Origin of the sequence: Enterovibrio litoreus (genome assembly GCF_045679545.1) — a bacterium.
In the GTDB taxonomy this organism is placed as follows: Bacteria; Pseudomonadota; Gammaproteobacteria; order Enterobacterales; family Vibrionaceae; genus Enterovibrio.
Window position 1 is genome coordinate 450,797 of record NZ_CP166194.1, and the last position, 21,412, is coordinate 472,208.

General features: G+C 47.6%; 12 protein-coding genes, 1 tRNA gene and 3 rRNA genes. 7 read left to right on the top strand and 9 right to left on the bottom strand.

The annotated features are described in order from the left end of the window. Positions 1 to 112 precede the first annotated feature (112 nt). The 4 genes from AB8599_RS02055 to pepA form a co-directional block, all read right to left on the bottom strand. Complete coding sequence (locus tag AB8599_RS02055) at positions 113 to 517, bottom strand: DUF2061 domain-containing protein (protein WP_407332160.1); 405 nt, start codon at positions 515 to 517, stop codon at positions 113 to 115. 206 nt (positions 518 to 723) lie between these two features. Further along, positions 724 to 3,597 carry a valine--tRNA ligase gene (locus AB8599_RS02060; RefSeq protein WP_407332161.1) on the bottom strand — a complete coding sequence of 958 codons (2,874 nt, stop codon included), beginning with the start codon at positions 3,595 to 3,597 and terminating at the stop codon, positions 724 to 726. A 24-nt stretch (positions 3,598 to 3,621) separates the two neighbouring features. Then, a complete protein-coding gene (locus tag AB8599_RS02065) occupies positions 3,622 to 4,071 on the bottom strand; it encodes a DNA polymerase III subunit chi (RefSeq protein WP_407332162.1) in 450 nt (149 codons plus the stop codon). Between the two features lie 143 nt (positions 4,072 to 4,214). Beyond that, the gene (gene pepA, locus AB8599_RS02070; protein ID WP_407332163.1) at positions 4,215 to 5,723 is read right to left on the bottom strand and encodes a leucyl aminopeptidase; all 1,509 of its coding nucleotides are present in this window, start codon (positions 5,721 to 5,723) and stop codon (positions 4,215 to 4,217) included. Between the two features lie 193 nt (positions 5,724 to 5,916). On the opposite strand from pepA, the gene lptF reads away from it, so the two are divergent. Both lptF and lptG read left to right on the top strand, forming a co-directional pair. Continuing rightward, positions 5,917 to 7,017 (top strand): LPS export ABC transporter permease LptF, encoded by a 1,101-nt coding sequence (lptF, locus tag AB8599_RS02075; protein WP_407332164.1) that lies wholly within the window; start codon positions 5,917 to 5,919, stop codon positions 7,015 to 7,017. Beyond that, positions 7,017 to 8,090, top strand: coding sequence for an LPS export ABC transporter permease LptG (lptG, locus tag AB8599_RS02080; protein ID WP_407332165.1), 1,074 nt, complete (start codon positions 7,017 to 7,019; stop codon positions 8,088 to 8,090). Before lptF ends, lptG begins: the two co-directional genes overlap by 1 nt. A 110-nt stretch (positions 8,091 to 8,200) precedes the next feature. Here lptG and AB8599_RS02085 read toward each other — a convergent pair whose 3' ends face one another. Next, a complete protein-coding gene (locus tag AB8599_RS02085) occupies positions 8,201 to 8,677 on the bottom strand; it encodes an RDD family protein (RefSeq protein ID WP_407332166.1) in 477 nt (158 codons plus the stop codon). A gap of 182 nt (positions 8,678 to 8,859) precedes the next feature. Here AB8599_RS02085 and AB8599_RS02090 point away from each other — a divergent pair. Beyond that, positions 8,860 to 8,944, top strand: a tRNA-Leu gene (locus AB8599_RS02090). A gap of 195 nt (positions 8,945 to 9,139) precedes the next feature. On the opposite strand, the gene AB8599_RS02095 is transcribed toward AB8599_RS02090, so the two are convergent. Next, the gene (locus AB8599_RS02095) at positions 9,140 to 9,262 is read right to left on the bottom strand and encodes a hypothetical protein (protein ID WP_407332167.1); all 123 of its coding nucleotides are present in this window, start codon (positions 9,260 to 9,262) and stop codon (positions 9,140 to 9,142) included. A 512-nt stretch (positions 9,263 to 9,774) separates the two neighbouring features. On the opposite strand from AB8599_RS02095, the gene AB8599_RS02100 reads away from it, so the two are divergent. From AB8599_RS02100 to AB8599_RS02115, 4 genes are all read left to right on the top strand, one after another. Then, a 16S ribosomal RNA gene (locus tag AB8599_RS02100) occupies positions 9,775 to 11,319 on the top strand. A gap of 418 nt (positions 11,320 to 11,737) precedes the next feature. Further along, a 23S ribosomal RNA gene (locus tag AB8599_RS02105) occupies positions 11,738 to 14,630 on the top strand. A 122-nt stretch (positions 14,631 to 14,752) separates the two neighbouring features. Further along, positions 14,753 to 14,868, top strand: a 5S ribosomal RNA gene (gene rrf / locus AB8599_RS02110). The 16S, 23S and 5S rRNA genes sit together here, the layout of an rRNA operon. Before the next feature lie 327 nt (positions 14,869 to 15,195). Further along, positions 15,196 to 15,486 (top strand): MliC family protein, encoded by a 291-nt coding sequence (locus AB8599_RS02115; RefSeq protein ID WP_407332168.1) that lies wholly within the window; start codon positions 15,196 to 15,198, stop codon positions 15,484 to 15,486. A 91-nt stretch (positions 15,487 to 15,577) separates the two neighbouring features. On the opposite strand, the gene AB8599_RS02120 is transcribed toward AB8599_RS02115, so the two are convergent. From AB8599_RS02120 to AB8599_RS02130, 3 genes are read right to left on the bottom strand one after another with little or no spacing between them, the layout of a single operon-like run. Next, positions 15,578 to 16,990, bottom strand: a complete 1,413-nt coding sequence (locus AB8599_RS02120) for a phosphoglucomutase/phosphomannomutase family protein (protein WP_407332169.1) — start codon at positions 16,988 to 16,990, stop codon at positions 15,578 to 15,580. 59 nt (positions 16,991 to 17,049) lie between these two features. Next, complete coding sequence (locus AB8599_RS02125) at positions 17,050 to 19,455, bottom strand: GH36-type glycosyl hydrolase domain-containing protein (RefSeq protein ID WP_407332170.1); 2,406 nt, start codon at positions 19,453 to 19,455, stop codon at positions 17,050 to 17,052. 39 nt (positions 19,456 to 19,494) lie between these two features. Then, a complete protein-coding gene (locus AB8599_RS02130; protein ID WP_407332171.1) occupies positions 19,495 to 21,411 on the bottom strand; it encodes a beta-N-acetylhexosaminidase in 1,917 nt (638 codons plus the stop codon). Between the last annotated feature and the right edge of the window lies 1 nt (position 21,412).

The following is a 21,412-nucleotide window of genomic DNA, read 5'->3' on the forward strand; positions in this document are numbered from 1 at the left end:
ACCAAAATAAAAATGACGGTATTGATTCAACAAATTGAAGGGGAGAGAGACGATAGAGGCCATAAGAGACAAAAAGAGCAGCGCTCGCTGCCCTATTGGTTTTGATGAGGTGTTATGCGGTGACAGAGTGATTGTGGTGGCATTGCATGACGCGAAACGCTTCTTTTTTCTGCCAAACACGCTCATGAAGGTAATAGGCCATGGTGTTGATACACGGCTCAATCATCGCCATCACACTGCCAATTAAGATATCGCCTGTCAGCAAATACACTACACCAAACGCGACACTGAAGTGAACCACCGCAAAACTGGCTGTTTTTCGACCTGGGTTATTGTTCATGGTGCGCTTTAAGCGACTGCTGTCCCATGCTTTTTCATGAAAGTAAAAGGCCACTGTATTCACCATAGGCTCAACCATGGCAATCAAACTACCAATCAATATATCGCCAGTCAGTAAGTATGCGACGGTGAATGCGACGGTAAAGTGAATAGCAGCAAAGCTCATGGTCTTTTTCATAACAGTTCCTCAGATCCCTCATGGGTGTATTTCCATTATTGCAAATAATTCTCATTTGTAAATGCGTTTTCTGTGAATTATTTCGATAGGTGAAATCTATTGATCGGCGAGGGTGAACTGTTGGCTGAAATTAGAAGCCTGAAATGCAGAAAAGGCTGACGATTTCTCGTCAGCCTTTTATCGGTTAAACCGTTTGAAGCGTTGAATTACAGTGCAGCGATGATCGCTTTCTGTTCTTCCAGTTTCACCAGTGTTTCGTTGTAACCGTCTAGCTTGGCACGTTCTGCTTCAACAACCGCTTCTGGTGCTTTAGCCACGAAACCTTGGTTGCCGAGCTTGCCAGAGATACGTTTGATTTCGCCTTGTGTCTTGGCAATTTCTTTATCTAGACGCGCTAGCTCTGCATCTTTGTCGATGAGACCTGCCATTGGGATCATTAGAGTAGATTTGCCCACCAGTGCAGTCGCACATGCTGGGGTTTCTTCCCCTGATTCTAGAACGCGAACGCCTTCCAATTTCGCCAAAGACAATAGCACTTGCTTGTTTGCTTCAAGGCGAGCAACGTCTTTCTCGTCTGCGGCTTTCAGCATCACATCAAGCGCTTTGCTTGGTGCGATGTCGTATTCTGCACGCAGATTACGAATAGAAGTGATAAACGCTTTTACCCACTCAATGTCAGCCAGTGCATTTTCATCGAACTGTGCTTCATCATACTGAGGTAATGCTTGCAGCATGATGGTGTCACCTTCAACACCGTTAACTAGCGGCTTCACGCTCTGCCAGATAGATTCGGTGATGTATGGCAGCACTGGGTGAGCAAGACGCAATGTCTTCTCAAGTACAGTGATCAATGTGTAACGGGTCGCTTTCTGTTGCGCTTCTGTGCCTTTCCAAAGAACCGGTTTGGTCAGTTCTAAGTACCAGTCACAGAATTGGTTCCAGATGAATTCGTACAGCGTGTTTGCTGCCATATCCAGACGGAAGTTATCAATGTGTGCGTTGAAGTCTTTCGCTGCCAGCTGGAATTGAGATTCAATCCACTTGTCGGCCAGTGAGAATTCCATCGCGTCACGTTGTTCTTGAGACAAAGAGGTGCCGCAATCTTGGTCTTCTGTATTCATTAGTACGTAACGGCTAGCGTTCCATAGCTTGTTACAGAAGTTACGGTAACCTTCAAGGCGCTTCATGTCCCAGTTGATGTCACGGCCAGTTGATGCCATCGCAGCAAGGGTGAAGCGCAGTGCGTCAGTACCGTAAGGTTCGATACCGCCTTCAAAAGCTTTACGGGTGTTCTTTTCAATCTTAGCGGCCAGTTGAGGCTGCATCATGTTGCCACAACGCTTCTCAACCAGAGACTCCAGATCAATACCGTCAATCATGTCGATTGGGTCAAGCACGTTGCCCTTTGATTTCGACATTTTGTCGCCGTTTTCATCACGGATAAGACCCGTAACATAAACGGTTTTGAACGGTACTTGTGGCTTGCCGTTTTCATCTTTACAGAAGTGCATGGTCATCATGATCATGCGAGCAACCCAGAAGAAGATGATGTCAAAACCGGTCACCAACACGTCAGACGGGTGGAAGGTTTTCAGATCAGGCGTTTGCTCAGGCCAGCCTTGTGTACCGAAGGTCCACAGGGCAGATGAGAACCAGGTGTCCAGTACATCATCGTCTTGGCGAAGCACAACCACAGGTGCAAGGTTGTTTTTCTCTCGCACTTCTTCTTCGCTGCGACCAACATAGACGTTACCGTCGTTGTCGTACCATGCAGGAATGCGGTGACCCCACCAAAGCTGGCGAGATATACACCAATCTTGAATGTCACGCATCCAAGAGAAGTACATGTTTTCGTATTGCTTAGGCACGAATTGAATGTCGCCATTCTCGACGGCTTCAACCGCTGGTTTTGCCAGTGTCGCAGCACGCACGTACCATTGGTCAGTCAGCATTGGCTCAATGACTACACCACCACGGTCGCCGTAAGGCACGGTCAGATCGTGATCTTTGATCTCTTCAAGCAGACCCAGTGTGTCAAATTCCGCAACGATCGTTTTACGTGCAGCGAAACGTTCCATGCCGCGGTAAGCTTCTGGAAGCTCCGTGCCATAAACGTCGCTTGCTTCGCCGTTGGTGTTGAACACTTCAGCGCTGTCACGGATGTCAGCATTGAAGGTCAGAATGTTGATCATTGGCAGTTGGTGACGTTTACCAACTTCGTAGTCATTGAAATCGTGAGCAGGGGTGATCTTCACACAACCTGTGCCTTTTTCCATGTCTGCGTGCTCATCGCCCACGATAGGGATACGACGATTCACGATTGGCAGCATGATTTCTTTGCCGATCAGATCTTTGTAGCGTGGATCTTCAGGGTTTACTGCAACGCCAGTGTCACCCAGCATGGTTTCTGGACGTGTAGTCGCAACAACAATGTAGTCTTTACCGTCTGTGGTTTTTACGCCGTCAGCCAGAGGGTAACGGAAGTGCCACATGTAGCCTTTCACGTCTTTGTTTTCGACTTCTAGATCAGAAATTGCAGTGTGCAGTTTCGGGTCCCAGTTGACCAGGCGCTTACCGCGATAGATCAAATCTTCTTGGAAAAGGCGAACAAACACTTCTTGAACGGCGTTAGATAGGCCGTCATCCATGGTGAAGCGTTCACGATCCCAGTCAACAGATGCGCCAAGGCGACGAAGCTGTTTGGTGATAGTGCCACCTGATTCAGCTTTCCACTCCCAGATCTTGTCGATGAAGGCATCACGACCGTAATCGTGCTTAGTTTTGCCTTCTTCTGCTGCGATCTTGCGCTCAACAACCATTTGCGTGGCAATACCTGCATGATCGGTACCAACCTGCCAAAGGGTGTTTTTGCCTTTCATGCGCTCGCAACGGATCAAGGTATCCATAATGGTGTCTTGGAACGCGTGACCCATGTGAAGGCTACCAGTGACGTTTGGTGGTGGGATCATGATGCTGTACGCATCTTTTGATGTGTCACCGTGAGGCTTGAAGTAACCAGCCTCTTCCCAGCGCTGGTACAGCGCTTTTTCAATTGATGTTGGGTTGTATGTCTTTTCCATAGCGCTCTTGATGGATCGTGTGATTTAGGACATGTCATCAATGGCGAGGGTTCGCATTTGTCGCCCTGCCATTCTATAAATTTTGTAGCGCTCTCGCGCTTGCTGCTTGAGAGTTTCTTCGCAAGGCACGAAGTCTACCACTTGTGCAAAGGAAGGCGCAAAAATTGCTGCTTCTTCGGCCAAATTTATTAGCACATTTCGGTGTCCTGAATGTCTGACACCCGACCAGCCAATTTCCACCTGCGCGCCGCCTCTCGGCCCTTCACCCACAAGATTGTGTGCGACAAAGTTGTCGGGAGATTGCTGCCAAAGGTATTCATCGACGCTTTCCGCTTGAGATTTGTCGTTCGCCGAAATGTAAACCTTCATGCCTTGTTGACTAAAAAGCGCTGAAAGTTGGCCGGCTTTTTCTACCATACAGCGCTGTGGATCTGTATGGGTGTCATCTAATAAATAGAAGGTTGCCAATGCCATGTGAGTTTCTCTATTTAACGGCGAATTAATGCGTTTCAGTTTGCGGTTAGCTTGCCTGAAAAGCCATCGCTTTTTCTTTGGCTAACCACATGACAAACGAAAAAAAGGAGGCTGTTTAGCCTCCTTGTCGATGTTGTGAAGTGTTACTCCACAGTTTCCAGGCCAGAGCGGTTCAGTAAGAACTGGACAAGCAATGGGACAGGACGACCTGTTGAACCTTTGTTTGCCCCGCCTCGGAAAGAGGTGCCGGCAACGTCAAGGTGTGCCCAGTTGTATTTCTTGGCAAAGCGTGAAAGGAAACAACCCGCAGTAATCGTACCGCCGCCAGGGCCACCGATATTTGCCATATCTGCAAACGGGCTCTTGAGCTGTTCTTGGTATTCTTCCGTCATTGGCAGACGCCACGCGCGGTCACCCGCTTGTTCAGATGCATTGACGATTTCGTGTGCCAGAGGGTTGTGATTGGAAATCAAACCACTGATGTGGTGGCTTAGTGCCACGATACATGCGCCAGTGAGGGTGGCAACGTCAACAACACATTCTGGTTCAAAGCGTTCGACATAGGTCAGCGCATCACACAAAACCAAACGGCCTTCCGCATCGGTGTTTAATACTTCAACGGTTTGGCCTGACATGGTAGTGACAATATCGCCTGGACGATATGCATTGCCATCAGGCATGTTTTCACAACCAGCCAATACGCCAACGACATTAATTGGGAGATCCAACTTTGCGAGTGCTTTCATGGTACCGAATACCGATGCAGCGCCACACATGTCGTATTTCATTTCATCCATGTTTGCAGGTGGCTTAAGTGAGATACCGCCAGCATCAAACGTCAGACCTTTACCAACTAATACGATAGGCTTGGCTTCTGGGTCAGGGTGGCCCTTGTACTCCATGATAGACATCATCGATTCATTGCGTGAACCTTGGCCTACGGCTAAATAAGATGTCATGCCCAGCTCTTTCATCTCTTGCTCGCCGATGATTTTGGTGCTGACTTTATCGAAGTCATCAGCAAGGCGACGTGCTTGAGAAGCAAGGTAAGCAGGGTTTGCTACGTTTGGCGGCATATTTCCGAGGTCTTTACATGCTCTTACACCAGACGCGACTGCTAAGCCATGGGTGATTGCGCGTTCGCCAAGATTCAATTCTCGACGAGTGGGTACGTTAAACACCAATTTACGCAGTGGACGACGAGTTTCAGGCTTCACACTTTTGAATTGATTAAAGGTGTACAGGCTGTCTTTGGTGCTTTCTACGGCCTGACGAACTTTCCAGTATGTGTCGCGACCTTTTACGTGCAGTTCGGTTAGGAAGCAGACGGCTTCCATAGAACCTGTTTCGTTAAGTGTGTTGATGGTGTTCTTGATGATTTCTTTGTATTGACGCTCACCGAGTTCACGTTCTTTACCACAACCAACTAACAACACTCGCTCAGAAAGTACGTTAGGAACATGATGCAACAATAGCATCTGGCCAGGTTTTCCTTCGAGATCGCCGCGACGCAAAAGGCTACTGATGTAACCGTCGCTGATCTTATCGAGTTGCTCTGCGACAGGTGACAAACGGCGTGGCTCAAAGACACCAACGACGATACATGCGCTGCGTTGCTTCTCGGGACTCCCGCTTTTAACACTGAACTCCATGCGTACTCCTACATCCTAAAGACAAGTGAGGCTAAATGTTGGATAATGCCCGCTTTATTGGAACTCGAATTCGTGTTCGAGGTAAATTGAATTAAGCAGGTCAACACTTGGCCGAAAGATTAAAAAATAACTCATTTACCCAAAAACTATAGCGATTCGAGTAAAAAAACAAGTTTTCTAAAGGTAAAACGCCGTGATTATTGTTCGGTATTTGATCCGAGAGACAGTGAAAACGCAACTCGCTGTGCTGTTTGTGCTTTTTCTGGTCTTTTTTAGCCAGAAGTTCATTCGTGTGCTGGCAAACGCTACAGATGGCTCAATTCCGGGTAGCGATGTGTTAACACTGGTCGGTCTATACATGCCTTCGATGGCAATGTTGATGTTGCCACTCAGTCTTTATATCGGGATTTTGATTACTTTCGGGCGTCTCTATGCTGAAAGTGAGATTACCGTGATGAATGCAACGGGTATTGGGAATAAGTTCCTGATCCACGCTGCGTTGTACTTGGCTTTGCTGACGGGGGCTGTTGCGGCATTTAATGCACTGTGGCTGACACCTTGGGCGAATGACAAAGAAATTAAGGTGATGGAAAGTCTGGAATCTGATTCTGGTCTTGAACTTCTTGTGCAAGGGCAAATACAAACGACGCCAGATGGCCAGGCGGTGGTCTTTGTCAACGAAATTACGGACAGCGGGCAGAATCTACATAATATATTTATTGCTCAACCCGTGCCTCGTGACACGATGCGCCCGAATGTAATTGTTGCTGAAAAGGGCTTTGTCTCTGAGCTTCCTGATGGCCGTCAGGTATTGGATTTAAACACAGGCGTCCGGTACGAAGGTATCCCTACGCGCTTGGATTACACCATTACCGATTATGAAAATTATCAGGTGTTGATTGGCCAGCGTGAAGTGCGTCAGAAACAACGCGATTGGGATGCCATGCCGACGCCGGCGCTGTTGAATGAGCCGTCGCCACGTGCGCAAGCTGAGTTGCAATGGCGTATTTCACTTGTACTGTGTATTCCGCTAATGACAATGATTGTGGTTCCACTCTCTTCTGTGAATCCTCGACAGGGACGTTTTGCCAAACTTTTCCCTGCGGTATTGATATATCTGACTTACTTCCTCGCAATAAGTGCGGCTAAGTCAGCCATTGAGGAAGGGAAGTTACAGCCAGAAATCGGTTTATGGAGCATTAATATAGTTGCCTTGCTGGTGGCCATTGGGTTGATTAGTTGGGACACACTACCCATGCGCAAATTGAGATATCGCTTGAGGAGAACCGCTTAATGTTTAAGATCCTTGACCTTTACATTGGGCGAACGATTATTGCTACGACGTCGCTGTGTTTGGCCACTTTGGTAGGGCTTTCTGCCATTATCAAATTTGTTGAACAGCTACGCTCAGTGGGTGATGGCGTGTTTACCATGATGACGGCGGTTCAATATGTCTTATTGAGCATGCCGCGAGATATCGAAATGTTCTTCCCGATGGCCGTGTTGCTGGGAGCATTGATTGGTCTTGGCTCACTCGCATCAAGTTCGGAATTGGTGGTGATGCAAGCGTCTGGTTTCTCGAAGCTAGATATTGGTCTTTCCGTGTTAAAAACGGCAATGCCCTTGATGTTGGTGGTGCTGGCGTTAGGGCAATGGGGTGCACCTGATGCGCAAAAAGCAGCGCGTGAACTGAGAACGTTTGCGAAATCGGGCGGTAACGTTATGTCTGTCCGAAGCGGTGTTTGGGCGAAAGATGGCAGCGATTTTATTTACATTGCGCGTACGGACCAAAAAGAGTCTCTCTCTGGCGTGAACATTTGGAAATTTGGTGACAACCAAGCGCTTAAAAGCATGGTGTTTGCGGATAGTGGAACTTACCTTGATAAAGACAGTTGGATGCTCAACAACGTCACTGTCACGCACTTTGAAGGGCCAGTTAAAATCAGTGAGACGAAAGAGAGTCAATTGGCTTGGAGAACGACACTGACACCAGAAAAACTCTCGATCGTAACGGTAAAGCCGGAAGAGTTATCACTCAGTGGTGTTTACAGCTATGTCGAATATTTGAAAGCATCTAAACAGGACGCAGCTCGCTATGAACTCGCTTTGTGGCGCAAGGTTCTGCAACCGCTGTCTATCGGCGTGATGATGTTATTGGCACTTAGCTTTGTATTTGGTCCGCTTCGTACGGTAACCATGGGCGCGCGCGTGCTTTCCGGTGTCATTTTTGGTTTTGCCTTCTATATATCAAATGAAGTCTTCGGGCCGTTAACCTTAGTCTATAACTTGCCGCCTTTCTTTGGTGCTGTCGCCCCCAGTTTGGCCTTTGTCGGTGTGACGCTCTACCTGCTTAATAGAAAGTTATAGCACCAAGATTTTAAATCTATTGATAAACAAACTTATGTTTATAGAAGAGGGAGCCGATTGGCTCCCTCTTTTGCAGTGGAACGTCTACATAGGAAACGCACTGCTCGAATTTAGTCGATTTTGAGCATTTGGCTATGTGAGAAGTGATCCTGAAAAGCACGGTTGTTTCGATCGAATAAGGTGAACAGATTCCCCGCCCCTAGGCAGGCTGTTGCCATTCGGATCAGCGCTTGAGTAAAGGTAACGTTCCCACCAAATTCACTGACAAGTTTTAGCTTCCATGCTTTCATTCCAACCGTCTGACCTGCTTGAGACCAAAAGTAGCCATAAAAGCCTGCAGCAATCGCAAATACATACATGGTAAAGAAAGGGCTGATCATCGGGTTACGAGTAAGGTAATCCCCAACATCCACATAACCTTCTATAGAAAGGCCAAATTGCATTGCAACGGCGAAACCGCTAACAACCAAACCGATGGCAAGCATTTCAACGGCGACAAGTACGAGAAGGTCATAAAGCCATGCGCCCATGCGACGAAAGAAGCTTGCGCCTTTAGGCACAGTGAACTGAACAGAAGATTGAGACATGTTGCTGTCCTAATAATGAGTAATGCGTGCAGTTTAACAGCCTTATCGAGTAGGGTGAATGACGAAAAATGGGGCAAATTGCATGTTTATTTAGCAAGGTGGCGAAAAAAGAAACGGTTGAACATTTTTTTCTATTTATCTACTTGCGTCGTTGTTCTGCTTGCGTATAATTGGCCGCACTTGCCCGAGTGGTGAAATTGGTATACACGACGGATTCAAAATCCGTTTTCTTCGGAAGTGACGGTTCAAGTCCGTCCTCGGGCACCAAATTCCGAAAAAGCCTTAGTCGAAAGACTAAGGCTTTTTTCGTTCTAGCCTCCAACAAACTTCCTTGTCTTTATCTATCTTTATCTATCTTTGTCGGTTCTTACTCTATTCGAATTTTTCCTACATATCGTCGAGAGCCGAAAAAGCAATTTGCTCTCAACCCATCCTTTATTCTTTACTCCCATATTTTTCCCGTTACGCTGCTTCTGCTTCTGCTTCTGCTTCTGCTTCTGCTTCTGCTTCTGCTTCTGCTTCTGCTTCTGCTTCTGCTTCTGCTTCTGCTTCTGCTTCTGCTTCTGCTTCTGCTATGCGATACAAACGTGCCAAAACGAGAAGTTAAAATGATGCTCTTGGTATACAAATACGCTATATAAAGAAGAAATTTCGAATTGGCCGTGCCTCAAGAAAGAAAACTCAATGAAAAACAGCGTAGAATAGAGTATTAAATAGTCTATTTTGCCCACTTTGATGCAAAAGTGGGCAGTTAAGTGCTTTTTTTAAGGTTTTTTGCATTTAGCTATTGCCAACGTGATCGAACTCTCTATAATGCGGCTCATCGACACGGAACACGGCGAGTTAAGCCAGTGACCAAGTCAACGTTCTTTAACAATTTGACCTATACAATCTGTGTGGGCACTCGTATTTGATAGACATAAGATTTATCAATGAACTGAGTGACCCAATCGAATTGGAAATCAGCCTTGAGCTGTTTTGATTTCACTTTCTCAAAAGTGGAAACCAATAAGAAACACAGTCAATGCAGATTTGCCTTAGGGCAAAAAAGTAATTCAGTATTCATTGAGCGTCACTTTCGAGTGACAACAAAATTCTAATTGAAGAGTTTGATCATGGCTCAGATTGAACGCTGGCGGCAGGCCTAACACATGCAAGTCGAGCGGTAACATTTCAAAAGCTTGCTTTTGAAGATGACGAGCGGCGGACGGGTGAGTAATGGCTGGGAACCTGCCCTGACGTGGGGGATAACAGTTGGAAACGACTGCTAATACCGCATGATGTCTACGGACCAAAGAGGGGGATCTTCGGACCTCTCGCGTCGGGATGGGCCCAGTTGGGATTAGCTAGTTGGTGAGGTAATGGCTCACCAAGGCGACGATCCCTAGCTGGTTTGAGAGGATGATCAGCCACACTGGAACTGAGACACGGTCCAGACTCCTACGGGAGGCAGCAGTGGGGAATATTGCACAATGGGCGCAAGCCTGATGCAGCCATGCCGCGTGTGTGAAGAAGGCCTTCGGGTTGTAAAGCACTTTCAGCAGTGAGGAAGGTTAGTACGTTAATAGCGTATTAATTTGACGTTAGCTGCAGAAGAAGCACCGGCTAACTCCGTGCCAGCAGCCGCGGTAATACGGAGGGTGCGAGCGTTAATCGGAATTACTGGGCGTAAAGCGCATGCAGGCGGTTTGTTAAGCAAGATGTGAAAGCCCCGGGCTCAACCTGGGAACCGCATTTTGAACTGGCAGGCTAGAGTCTTGTAGAGGGGGGTAGAATTTCAGGTGTAGCGGTGAAATGCGTAGAGATCTGAAGGAATACCGGTGGCGAAGGCGGCCCCCTGGACAAAGACTGACGCTCAGATGCGAAAGCGTGGGGAGCAAACAGGATTAGATACCCTGGTAGTCCACGCTGTAAACGATGTCTACTTGGAGGTTGTGACCTAGAGTCGTGGCTTTCGGAGCTAACGCGTTAAGTAGACCGCCTGGGGAGTACGGTCGCAAGATTAAAACTCAAATGAATTGACGGGGGCCCGCACAAGCGGTGGAGCATGTGGTTTAATTCGATGCAACGCGAAGAACCTTACCTACTCTTGACATCCACAGAAGAGACCAGAGATGGACTTGTGCCTTCGGGAACTGTGAGACAGGTGCTGCATGGCTGTCGTCAGCTCGTGTTGTGAAATGTTGGGTTAAGTCCCGCAACGAGCGCAACCCTTATCCTTGTTTGCCAGCACGTCATGGTGGGAACTCCAGGGAGACTGCCGGTGATAAACCGGAGGAAGGTGGGGACGACGTCAAGTCATCATGGCCCTTACGAGTAGGGCTACACACGTGCTACAATGGCGTATACAGAGGGCAGCGAGGCCGCGAGGTGGAGCGAATCCCAGAAAGTACGTCGTAGTCCGGATCGGAGTCTGCAACTCGACTCCGTGAAGTCGGAATCGCTAGTAATCGTGGATCAGAATGCCACGGTGAATACGTTCCCGGGCCTTGTACACACCGCCCGTCACACCATGGGAGTGGGCTGCACCAGAAGTAGATAGCTTAACCTTCGGGAGGGCGTTTACCACGGTGTGGTTCATGACTGGGGTGAAGTCGTAACAAGGTAGCCCTAGGGGAACCTGGGGCTGGATCACCTCCTTAACGATACTATTGATGCAAGTGTCCACACAAATTGTATAGGTTGAAGAATAAAGACGGAAAAAGCCCTAATGAATGACAGTGTCATTGATTAGCGCTTTTTGCGCTGTTCTCGAAAGAGAAATGCTCTTTAAAAATCTGGAAAGCTGACTAGTAGATTTACTTCTTCTTTGAAAAAAGAAGGATTAAATTGAAATCTGTTTCTTATCTCTCTACCCGAGAGGTAACGAAACAAAAGTTCTCAAAACGTTAATTCTTCGGAATTAACACCAAACACATTCAAGTGTTCTTGGTTTCATTCTTCTCTTAGAGAGGAATGAACATATTTGAGTCCGGCGAAAAACCGTTCAACGTAAGTTGAGCATGTTCTTAGGAACAACCTTGGTTGTTTGCCATACATAAAGACCTCTTGGGGTTGTATGGTTAAGTGACTAAGCGTACACGGTGGATGCCTTGGCAGTCAGAGGCGATGAAGGACGTAGTAACTTGCGATAAGCGTAGATAAGGTAGTAACAGCCACTTGAGTCTACGATTTCCGAATGGGGAAACCCACGTGCATAAGCACGTATCATGCAGTGAATACATAGCTGTATGAGGCGAACTCGGGGAACTGAAACATCTAAGTACCCGAAGGAAAAGAAATCAATTGAGATTCCGGCAGTAGCGGCGAGCGACCCCGGATTAGCCCTTAAGCGGTTTAAGTGTTAGTGGAATACCCTGGAAAGGGTAGCGATACAGGGTGATAGCCCCGTACACGACAATGCTTTTATCGTGAAAACGAGTAGGACGGGACACGTGGTATCCTGTCTGAACATGGGGGGACCATCCTCCAAGGCTAAATACTCCTGACTGACCGATAGTGAACCAGTACCGTGAGGGAAAGGCGAAAAGAACCCCTGTGAGGGGAGTGAAATAGAACCTGAAACCGTGTACGTACAAGCAGTGGGAGCCTCTTCGTGGGGTGACTGCGTACCTTTTGTATAATGGGTCAGCGACTTACTTTTAGTAGCAAGGTTAACCGAATAGGGGAGCCGTAGGGAAACCGAGTCTTAACTGGGCGAATGAGTTGCTAGGAGTAGACCCGAAACCGAGTGATCTAGCCATGGGCAGGTTGAAGATTGAGTAACATCAATTGGAGGACCGAACCGACTAATGTTGAAAAATTAGCGGATGACTTGTGGCTAGGGGTGAAAGGCCAATCAAACTCGGAGATAGCTGGTTCTCCCCGAAAGCTATTTAGGTAGCGCCTCGGACGAATACTACTGGGGGTAGAGCACTGTTAAGGCTAGGGGGTCATCCCGACTTACCAACCCTTTGCAAACTCCGAATACCAGTAAGTACTATCCGGGAGACACACGGCGGGTGCTAACGTCCGTCGTGGAGAGGGAAACAACCCAGACCGCCAGCTAAGGTCCCAAAGTTATCGCTAAGTGGGAAACGATGTGGGAAGGCTCAGACAGCCAGGATGTTGGCTTAGAAGCAGCCATCATTTAAAGAAAGCGTAATAGCTCACTGGTCGAGTCGGCCTGCGCGGAAGATGTAACGGGGCTAAGCGATACACCGAAGCTGCGGCATCAACTCTTCGGAGTTGTTGGGTAGGGGAGCGTTCTGTAAGCCGTTGAAGGTGAACTGTAAGGTTTGCTGGAGGTATCAGAAGTGCGAATGCTGACATGAGTAACGATAAAGGGGGTGAAAAACCTCCTCGCCGGAAGACCAAGGGTTCCTGTCCAACGTTAATCGGGGCAGGGTAAGTCGACCCCTAAGGCGAGGCCGAAAGGCGTAGTCGATGGGAAACGGGTTAATATTCCCGTACTGCTTATAACTGCGATGGGGGGACGGAGAAGGCTAGGTGAGCTTGGCGACGGTTGTCCAAGTTCAAGTGCGTAGGTGGGTGTCTTAGGTAAATCCGGGACGCTGTTAACACTGAGACACGATGTCGAGTCACTACGGTGATGAAGTCATTGATGCCATGCTTCCGGGAAAAGCCTCTAAGCTTCAGGTTATAAGCAATCGTACCCCAAACCGACACAGGTGGTCGGGTAGAGAATACCAAGGCGCTTGAGAGAACTCGGGTGAAGGAACTAGGCAAAATGGTACCGTAACTTCGGGAGAAGGTACGCTGCCTCCGGTGAAGTCCCTTGCGGATGGAGCTAGAGGCAGTCGCAGATACCAGGTGGCTGCAACTGTTTATTAAAAACATAGCACTGTGCAAAATCGAAAGATGACGTATACGGTGTGACGCCTGCCCGGTGCCGGAAGGTTAATTGATGGGGTTATCTTCGGAGAAGCTCTTGATCGAAGCCCCGGTAAACGGCGGCCGTAACTATAACGGTCCTAAGGTAGCGAAATTCCTTGTCGGGTAAGTTCCGACCTGCACGAATGGCGTAATGATGGCCACGCTGTCTCCACCCGAGACTCAGTGAAATTGAAATCGCAGTGAAGATGCTGTGTACCCGCGGCTAGACGGAAAGACCCCGTGAACCTTTACTACAGCTTGGCACTGAACATTGACCCTACATGTGTAGGATAGGTGGGAGCCTTAGAAGCACGTACGCCAGTATGTGTGGAGGCAATCTTGAAATACCACCCTTGTATGCTTGATGTTCTAACGTTGGCCCCTAATCGGGGTTGCGGACAGTGCCTGGTGGGTAGTTTGACTGGGGCGGTCTCCTCCCAAAGAGTAACGGAGGAGCACGAAGGTGGGCTAATCACGGTCGGACATCGTGAGGTTAGTGCAATGGCATAAGCCCGCTTGACTGCGAGAATGACAATTCGAGCAGGTACGAAAGTAGGTCATAGTGATCCGGTGGTTCTGAATGGAAGGGCCATCGCTCAACGGATAAAAGGTACTCCGGGGATAACAGGCTGATACCGCCCAAGAGTTCATATCGACGGCGGTGTTTGGCACCTCGATGTCGGCTCATCACATCCTGGGGCTGAAGTCGGTCCCAAGGGTATGGCTGTTCGCCATTTAAAGTGGTACGCGAGCTGGGTTTAGAACGTCGTGAGACAGTTCGGTCCCTATCTGCCGTGGGCGTTGGATGATTGAGAGGGGCTGCTCCTAGTACGAGAGGACCGGAGTGGACGAACCTCTGGTGTTCGGGTTGTCACGCCAGTGGCATTGCCCGGTAGCTAAGTTCGGAATTGATAAGCGCTGAAAGCATCTAAGCGCGAAGCAAGCCTCGAGATGAGTCATCCCTGACACTATAAGTGTCCTAAAGGGTTGTTGGAGACTACGACGTAGATAGGTCAGGTGTGTAAGCGCTGCGAGGCGTTGAGCTAACTGATACTAATTGCCCGTGAGGCTTAACCATACAACACCCAAGGGGTTTTAGCGGACTCAGATAAGAACATTGAATGTGTATTGAGAGATAGGCTAGTCAGATTTTCTTCAGATTTTTGTTTTTCGCGCAAGCGGGGAATACAACAAAATTTGCTTGGCGACCATAGCATTATGGACCCACCTGATCCCATGCCGAACTCAGTAGTGAAACGTAATAGCGCCGATGGTAGTGTGGGGTCTCCCCATGTGAGAGTAGGACATCGCCAGGCTTCAAATTCGTTTTCATCTTTTTAAGATAAAGCTGAAGACAAAAAGTAAACGAAAAGGCCATCCGAAAGGATGGCCTTTTTGCGTTTAAGCAAAAAAATATGCCGATAGTTGTGTGTTCAACAGTGTAGATAGCTTGTATTTGTTTCTAGAGCGTAAAGATATAGCTGGTGTCTGAATGTAATCGGTCGGCTGTCAGCCTCTCGGTAAATGGCTTACTAATATTTCGAATTTATCACCGAATAAGATATTTACTCTGTGACATCGCAAACAGTCAGCACTTAAGTGAAATGAAATGATGTCTCTGAGTTCGCCAGTGAGGGGATTAAATGAATAAATTTTTTGGCGCTATAGGGTTTTCACTGCTTTTATCAGCATGCAGTTCTTCCTTACCGCATCAGTATACGTGTGAGAATAATCAAACGTTTGATGCGATGGTAATGTCTGATACGGCGATTGTGCAATTTAACGATGAAGAGCGATCATTACCTCGTATTCGCTCTGCATCAGGTGCTCAATGGGAGTCCGAAGATAAGAAGTTTGGGTTATATACCAAAGGTAAAGAAGCTATGTTGGTGTGGGGTGATAATACATTGCGAGATTGTGTGTTGGTGAGATAGCAAAAGGGGTAGCGACAGCTACCCCCTAATAGTGCCAGTATTAATGGCTTAAAAAGTCAGTCTTATTAAAGCTGAGACTGACTTTTTGGTTTTATACGTACAGGAACTCTTTGATTTGCTTAACCAGAGCTTCCGCAGACTCTTTATCTTCCCACTCGACGAAGATGCGAAGTAAAGGCTCAGTACCAGAGAATCGGGCTAGCGCCCAGCCACCGTTTTTGAAGTAAACTTTCAGGCCGTCGGCGTAGCTAACTTTTTCGATTTCATAAGCAAATTCGGGCAATGCTTTTTCAACATATATTTTGTTATAAAGCTCTTGGCGTTGAGATGCTTTAAAGGTGCAATCACCCTCTGCCGTATAGGCATAGCCATACTTATCGTAGATTTCATCAAGCATTTCAGACAGTTTTTTCCCTGTCACGCTTATCATTTCTACCAATAGGCTTGATGCGAATACGCCATCTTTACCCTTAATGTGCCCACGAATTGTGAGGCCACCAGAGCTTTCACCTCCAATCAAAGAGTCATCAGCTTCCATTTTTGAGCTGATGTGTTTGAAGCCAACAGGTACTTCAAAGCTCTTCTCATCATGGTCAGCTGCGACTCTGTCCAGCAGGTGTGTGGTTGCGATATTTCGTACTACAGAGCCTTTTAAACCTTTGTATTCAAGCATGTAGTAATAGAGAAGTAGCAATACTTCGTTCGGGTGAATGAAGTTACCTTTCTCATCAATAATGCCAAGACGGTCTGCGTCGCCATCTGTACCGATGCCTATGTCATAACCTTCATGAGCGACCATGTGCTTCAAGCGATAAAGTGTTGCCGCATTTGGTGATGGCATCACACCGCCAAATCCAGGGTTTTCGCCATCGTTGATCACATCAACGTCACAGCGACCTGAGATAAGCACAGTCTGAAGCGCGTTTTTGGCGACACCAAACATAGGATCGATCAACACGCGTAGGTTCGCTGCTTTAATCGCTTCGATATCAATGAAGTTAATGATCGAATCAACAAATTCGTTCATTGGATTGATGATCTTAACCAGCCCTTGCGCTTGCGCGTCTTCGAAATCCATCGATTTCACGTCACTCGCTTGTAGCGTGTTAACCTGCTCTTCGATCTTTGCAGTAATAATTTCATCAGCATCGCGACCGCCTTGAATGAAGACTTTGATACCGTTGTAATCAGCAGGGTTATGTGAGGCAGTGATACATGCAGAGTAATGTGTTTCCATTTCCTTCGCTTTAAACATCACGATAGGCGTTGGAACGTATTTGTTGATGAAACTAACGGTAATGCCATTGGCTGCAAGCACTTCTGCAAACCAGGCTGCTGCTTTATCTGATAGAAAGCGGCGATCGTAACCGATAACGAAGCCTGGCTCGCATGCGTTTTCAGTGATCATGATGTTTGCTAGAGACTGCGCAACCAAACGTACGTTGCCTTTGGTGAATTCTTCACCAATGAAGGCTCGCCATCCGCCGGTACCAAATTGAATCATGGTAGAACTCCTTTCTAAAACGGAATAAAAAGGAGGGCAAAATGCCCTCCTTTTTTTATTTAGCCCATGACAACGTTAACAACGTTCACAGAGCCTTCAGCTTGCGCTGGAATAGCACCTGTTACGAGTTCGCCATTCAGGGTGATAGTTTTTACCCCTTTGCTCACGCCGTTCGGGTTTTCTACCTTGATTTGGTAAGTTGCACCACGCCACTCACGGCTTACATCGAAGCCTGGCCATTCAGTTGGAATACAAGGGTTAACGGTCAATCCGTCGAAGCCCACTTGTACACCAAGAATGAAATTAGTGACGGCAAAATATGCCCAGCCCGAGGTGCCTGTCAGCCAAGGGTGGTTTGCTCGGCCATGATTTTCGTGGTCACGACCCATGATGAACTGAACGTATGAGTAAGGTTCAGCCACACGTTTTTCAATCATGTCATTTTGGTTGTATGGGTTAAGTGCATCGTAGAACTTCATTGCACGGTCTCCACGTCCCAACTTCGCTTCGGCAACCCAAGCCCATGGGTTAGGGTGTGAGAAGATCGCGCCATTCTCTTTTACACCTTGATAAACACGGGTGACAAAACCAATGTCATCGTTTGGCGTAGAGAAAGATGGAGAGTTTAGGTGCAGGCCATACTCACAGAATAGATTCTCATCGACGGCATCCATCGCTTGCTCGCCGCGATCTTGTGATGCCATGCCAGACAATACTGCAAGCGTGTTTGACTCTAGGTGGACTCGACCTTCGGTTTGCTGCGCAGTACCAATTTTGTCGCCATCTTTGGTTAGACCACGGATGTACCAGCCACCCTCTTCATCCCAAAGGTGTTTTTCACAGGCTTCGCGCACATTTGCTGCCATTTCAGTGTATTTCTGAACGTCAGCGTCTTGCGATTTGTATTTCGCCAGAGTGATGAACTCTTGCAGCGCCCAGAAGTGCAGGAATGACACCATAGATGACTCGCCACCGCCTAGGTTCAAGCAGTCATTCCAGTCAGCGCGTAGACCTTTACATATACCAGTTTGACCGACGTATTCTGCAGAGAAATCCAAGGCTGCTTTCATATGTTCGTAAACTGTCGCGTTGCCGCCATCTGCGTATGGAATAACTTCATCGAGGAAGCTTTCTTCGCCAGTTTCGGTTACATACTTGATGATCGTTGGTACGAGCCAAAGATGATCATCAGAGCAGGTATCTTCGATGCCATGGATCTTGTCTTCATCGCTTGGCGTGGGAACAACCGTTGGTGATTTAGAAGGTTTAACGTCTGCTTTTGCAGGATCGAACCAATCTGGATCGAATAAGTGCAGACCGTAACCTGCTTTCACTTGGCCGCGCAGAAGATCTACAAGTCGCTTACGAGTCATTGCTGGGTTTGAGTGCGGCACAGAGATCGCATCTTGTGCGGTATCTCGGTAACCAAGGCCGGTTCGGCCGCCAACTTCAATGAATGACGCAAAACGAGACCAAACCACACAAGTTTCTGCTTGGTAAAGTGTCCATGCGTTGATCATGGTATCCAGACCTTCGTTTGGTGAAGATACTTGGAATTTATTGCAGCGTGTTTCCCAGTGATCTTTGATGCCAGCAAATGCGGCATCTACATTGGCAAGGTCTTGGTATTTGGTACGTAGACGTTGGCCTTCACCTTTACCCACACCCAAGATGTAAACGAAGCGAACTTCTTCACCGGGTTGGATAACGAATTGCTTGTGTAGTGAACCACAATGGTTGTAACAAGTTTGAACGTGGTTAGAGCAACGACCTTTTTCAACTGCAATAGGGTTTGCTTCGTCACGGTACATGCCAAGGAAACTGTCACGCTGACCATCATAGCTGTCAGGGTCGAAGCTTGCTGCCATGTAGTAGAAACCATCGTAATCGTTGGTGTTGTAATACAGATCATATTCAATCACGCCATCTTCATAAGAGGTGCCTGCAGAGTACAAGCTCATCTGATGGTTTTGGTTGTCCGATTGGATATGACTAAATGAGAACTCAACGAAAGAGAAAGTACTGATCGTACGTGGCTTGTCGCCATCGTTCTTGATCGTGATATCCCAAAGTTGCGCGTCTTCACCTTTTGGTACAAACAGTGTTTTAGTCGCTGTAATGCCGTTGTATTCACATTTGAATTTTGAGTAAGACAAGCCGTGGCGAACTTCATACGAAGCTTCTTCAAGGCTTTTGGCTACAGGCTGCCAAGAGATTGACCAGTAATCTGCTGTTTCGTCATCGCGTAGGTAAACAAAATGTCCTGGGCGGTCAAACGTGCCGTTCGGACGGAACTTAGTGACACGGTTATGCTCAGGGCTTTGATAAAACGAATAACCACCTGCATTGTGTGAAATCACGGTACAGAATTTTTCAGTACCCAAATAGTTAGTCCACGGCGCCGGTACGTCAGGACGGGTAATGACATATTCTCGGTTATCGTTATCAAAGTAGCCGTATTTCATGGCGTGTATCCTTCTACAAATCTCAAAAAGTTGAAGTAATTACCGACGATAGTTAATACCTAGACGATCTAGGTACTGCAGTTGTCCGTTTAAGCGGGCTTGAAAGTCAGCCCAATCTCGTTGTTCCTTTGCGCTCCAGCACACCTCTGCGATTGCCAAAAGGCGAGGGTAGATCATGTACTCGAAGCGACTTTGGGTGTGGGTCATTTCGCACCAAAGTGCGCATTGAATGCCTTTGACTTGCTCAAACTCTTTTGACGTGACGTTTGAATTGGCAAAGGGTTCATAGTGATAGGCTTTTTCAAGCGGGATCTTGCAGGCCCAATCAGTTCCCGGCTCATCAGCAGAGAAGTCCTGAGCCATATCTAGATAGGTTTCTTGACCTGGTTGCAAAACAACGTGGTAGCCGTTGCGGATGCATTCGAGGCCCGATTCTTCGTTTAACCAAGAGAAGATAACGGTGTCTTTGCTGACTTTGTCGCCGAACACCGCCTCTTCCCAGCCAAACATTTGTTTGCCTTTGGTGCTTAGGAAGTTTTCTGCGTGGCGCAAAAGGTGGCCTTGCAGTTCTTTGCTGCTGCTATAACCATGGGTTTTCATCATCGCCTGGCAAGATGGGCTTTCTGTCCAGACATTATTGGGGACCTCATCAGCACCAATGTGAACGAATGCGCCAGGGAAAAGCTCACAGACTTCACTTAGTACGGTCTCGATAAAGGTGTAAGTACCTTTAAGGCCTGGGTTTAGCACATTGTCTGAATAGTTTTGGATGCTGCGATACGCTGAAGCATCGGCGTCTTCTACCAATAGATGTGGCAAAGATTTAATCGCGGCGCGAGAGTGGCCAGGGATATCTATTTCAGGGACAACCGTGATACCTCGTTGTGCGGCAAACGCAACCACATCACGGATTTCATCTTTGGTGTAGTAACCGCCATGGATTTTCGACAAAGAGGTGTATTGCGGCTCGAGTGTTTCGAAAGGTCCACGCCATGCACCAATTTCAGTGAGTTCAGGGAAGGCATCAATTTGAATACGCCAACCTTCGTCATCCGTCAGGTGCCAATGGAAATGGTTAAACTTGTAACGTGCCATTTGGTTAATGAGATCTTTGACGCGGTGCAATGGGTGGAAATGGCGCGCGCAGTCCAACATCATGCCGCGATAGGCAAAACGAGGATGATCTTCAATTTCAACGCAAGGTAGGTTGTAAGCTGAATAGTGACGATGCGATGCTTGACTTGGTACAAGTTGAAGCACGGTTGAAACGCCATGGGCGAACCCCGTTTCTTCTGATGCGGTAATCGTTACGCTCTGCGGTTTTACACTCACGCGGTAGTGCGAAACAGGCAAGCTCTTATCAAGTACTAGACGGATCTGGCCATCTTTTTTCACTGCAATATCAGAGCGAAGGTGTGTCGACAACTCTTGAGCGAGCCATAATGCAGCAGGTTTATTGGTGTCGCTGTCACTTGCGATGGCACAATCATCCGCAATAGCAAATTGGCCTGCCGTCAACACCAGCGCTTTAGGCTGAGGGATAAGATTGATGGCTTTTGGTTCTGGTAATGAAAGCGGTATGCGCTCGGCTGTTTGTGCACCCAAGTTGATCTTGGTGGTCTCAACAGGGCAAGCGGTAATGCCTTTGTCTGTCGTGATCATCAAGCATGCATCGCCAATACCCTCGTCGTGCATAGAGAATGGCTTTGTTGTGTGGCTAAACTCCAAATACAAATGTGCGTTTGCGTTGAGGGGTTCGCCTGTTTCAAATATACACAAACTGCCAATCTGCTTGAGTGTGCCATGCGACACACTGGCAGGTTGGACATAGCGACTGACGCTAAAAGTCAGTTGCCAATTTTCAATGTTTGTTTCAGATAAATTATGCAGCACCAACGCGAAGCGGCTTTCATTTGGCTGAACATCGATAACATTGAGGTCTAGGCGAAAATTCATG

Bases quoted from the DNA above. Each gene is read 5' to 3' on its own strand.
- AB8599_RS02120 (WP_407332169.1), bottom strand. From the start codon at position 16,990: ATGATTCAATTTGGTACCGGCGGATGGCGAGCCTTCATTGGTGAAGAA.
- AB8599_RS02125 (WP_407332170.1), bottom strand. From the start codon at position 19,455: ATGAAATACGGCTACTTTGATAACGATAACCGAGAATATGTCATTACC.
- AB8599_RS02085 (WP_407332166.1), bottom strand. From the start codon at position 8,677: ATGTCTCAATCTTCTGTTCAGTTCACTGTGCCTAAAGGCGCAAGCTTC.
- AB8599_RS02130 (WP_407332171.1), bottom strand. From the start codon at position 21,411: ATGAATTTTCGCCTAGACCTCAATGTTATCGATGTTCAGCCAAATGAA.
- AB8599_RS02065 (WP_407332162.1), bottom strand. From the start codon at position 4,071: ATGGCATTGGCAACCTTCTATTTATTAGATGACACCCATACAGATCCA.
- AB8599_RS02115 (WP_407332168.1), top strand. From the start codon at position 15,196: ATGAATAAATTTTTTGGCGCTATAGGGTTTTCACTGCTTTTATCAGCA.
- lptG (WP_407332165.1), top strand. From the start codon at position 7,017: ATGTTTAAGATCCTTGACCTTTACATTGGGCGAACGATTATTGCTACG.
- pepA (WP_407332163.1), bottom strand. From the start codon at position 5,723: ATGGAGTTCAGTGTTAAAAGCGGGAGTCCCGAGAAGCAACGCAGCGCA.
- AB8599_RS02055 (WP_407332160.1), bottom strand. From the start codon at position 517: ATGAAAAAGACCATGAGCTTTGCTGCTATTCACTTTACCGTCGCATTC.
- AB8599_RS02060 (WP_407332161.1), bottom strand. From the start codon at position 3,597: ATGGAAAAGACATACAACCCAACATCAATTGAAAAAGCGCTGTACCAG.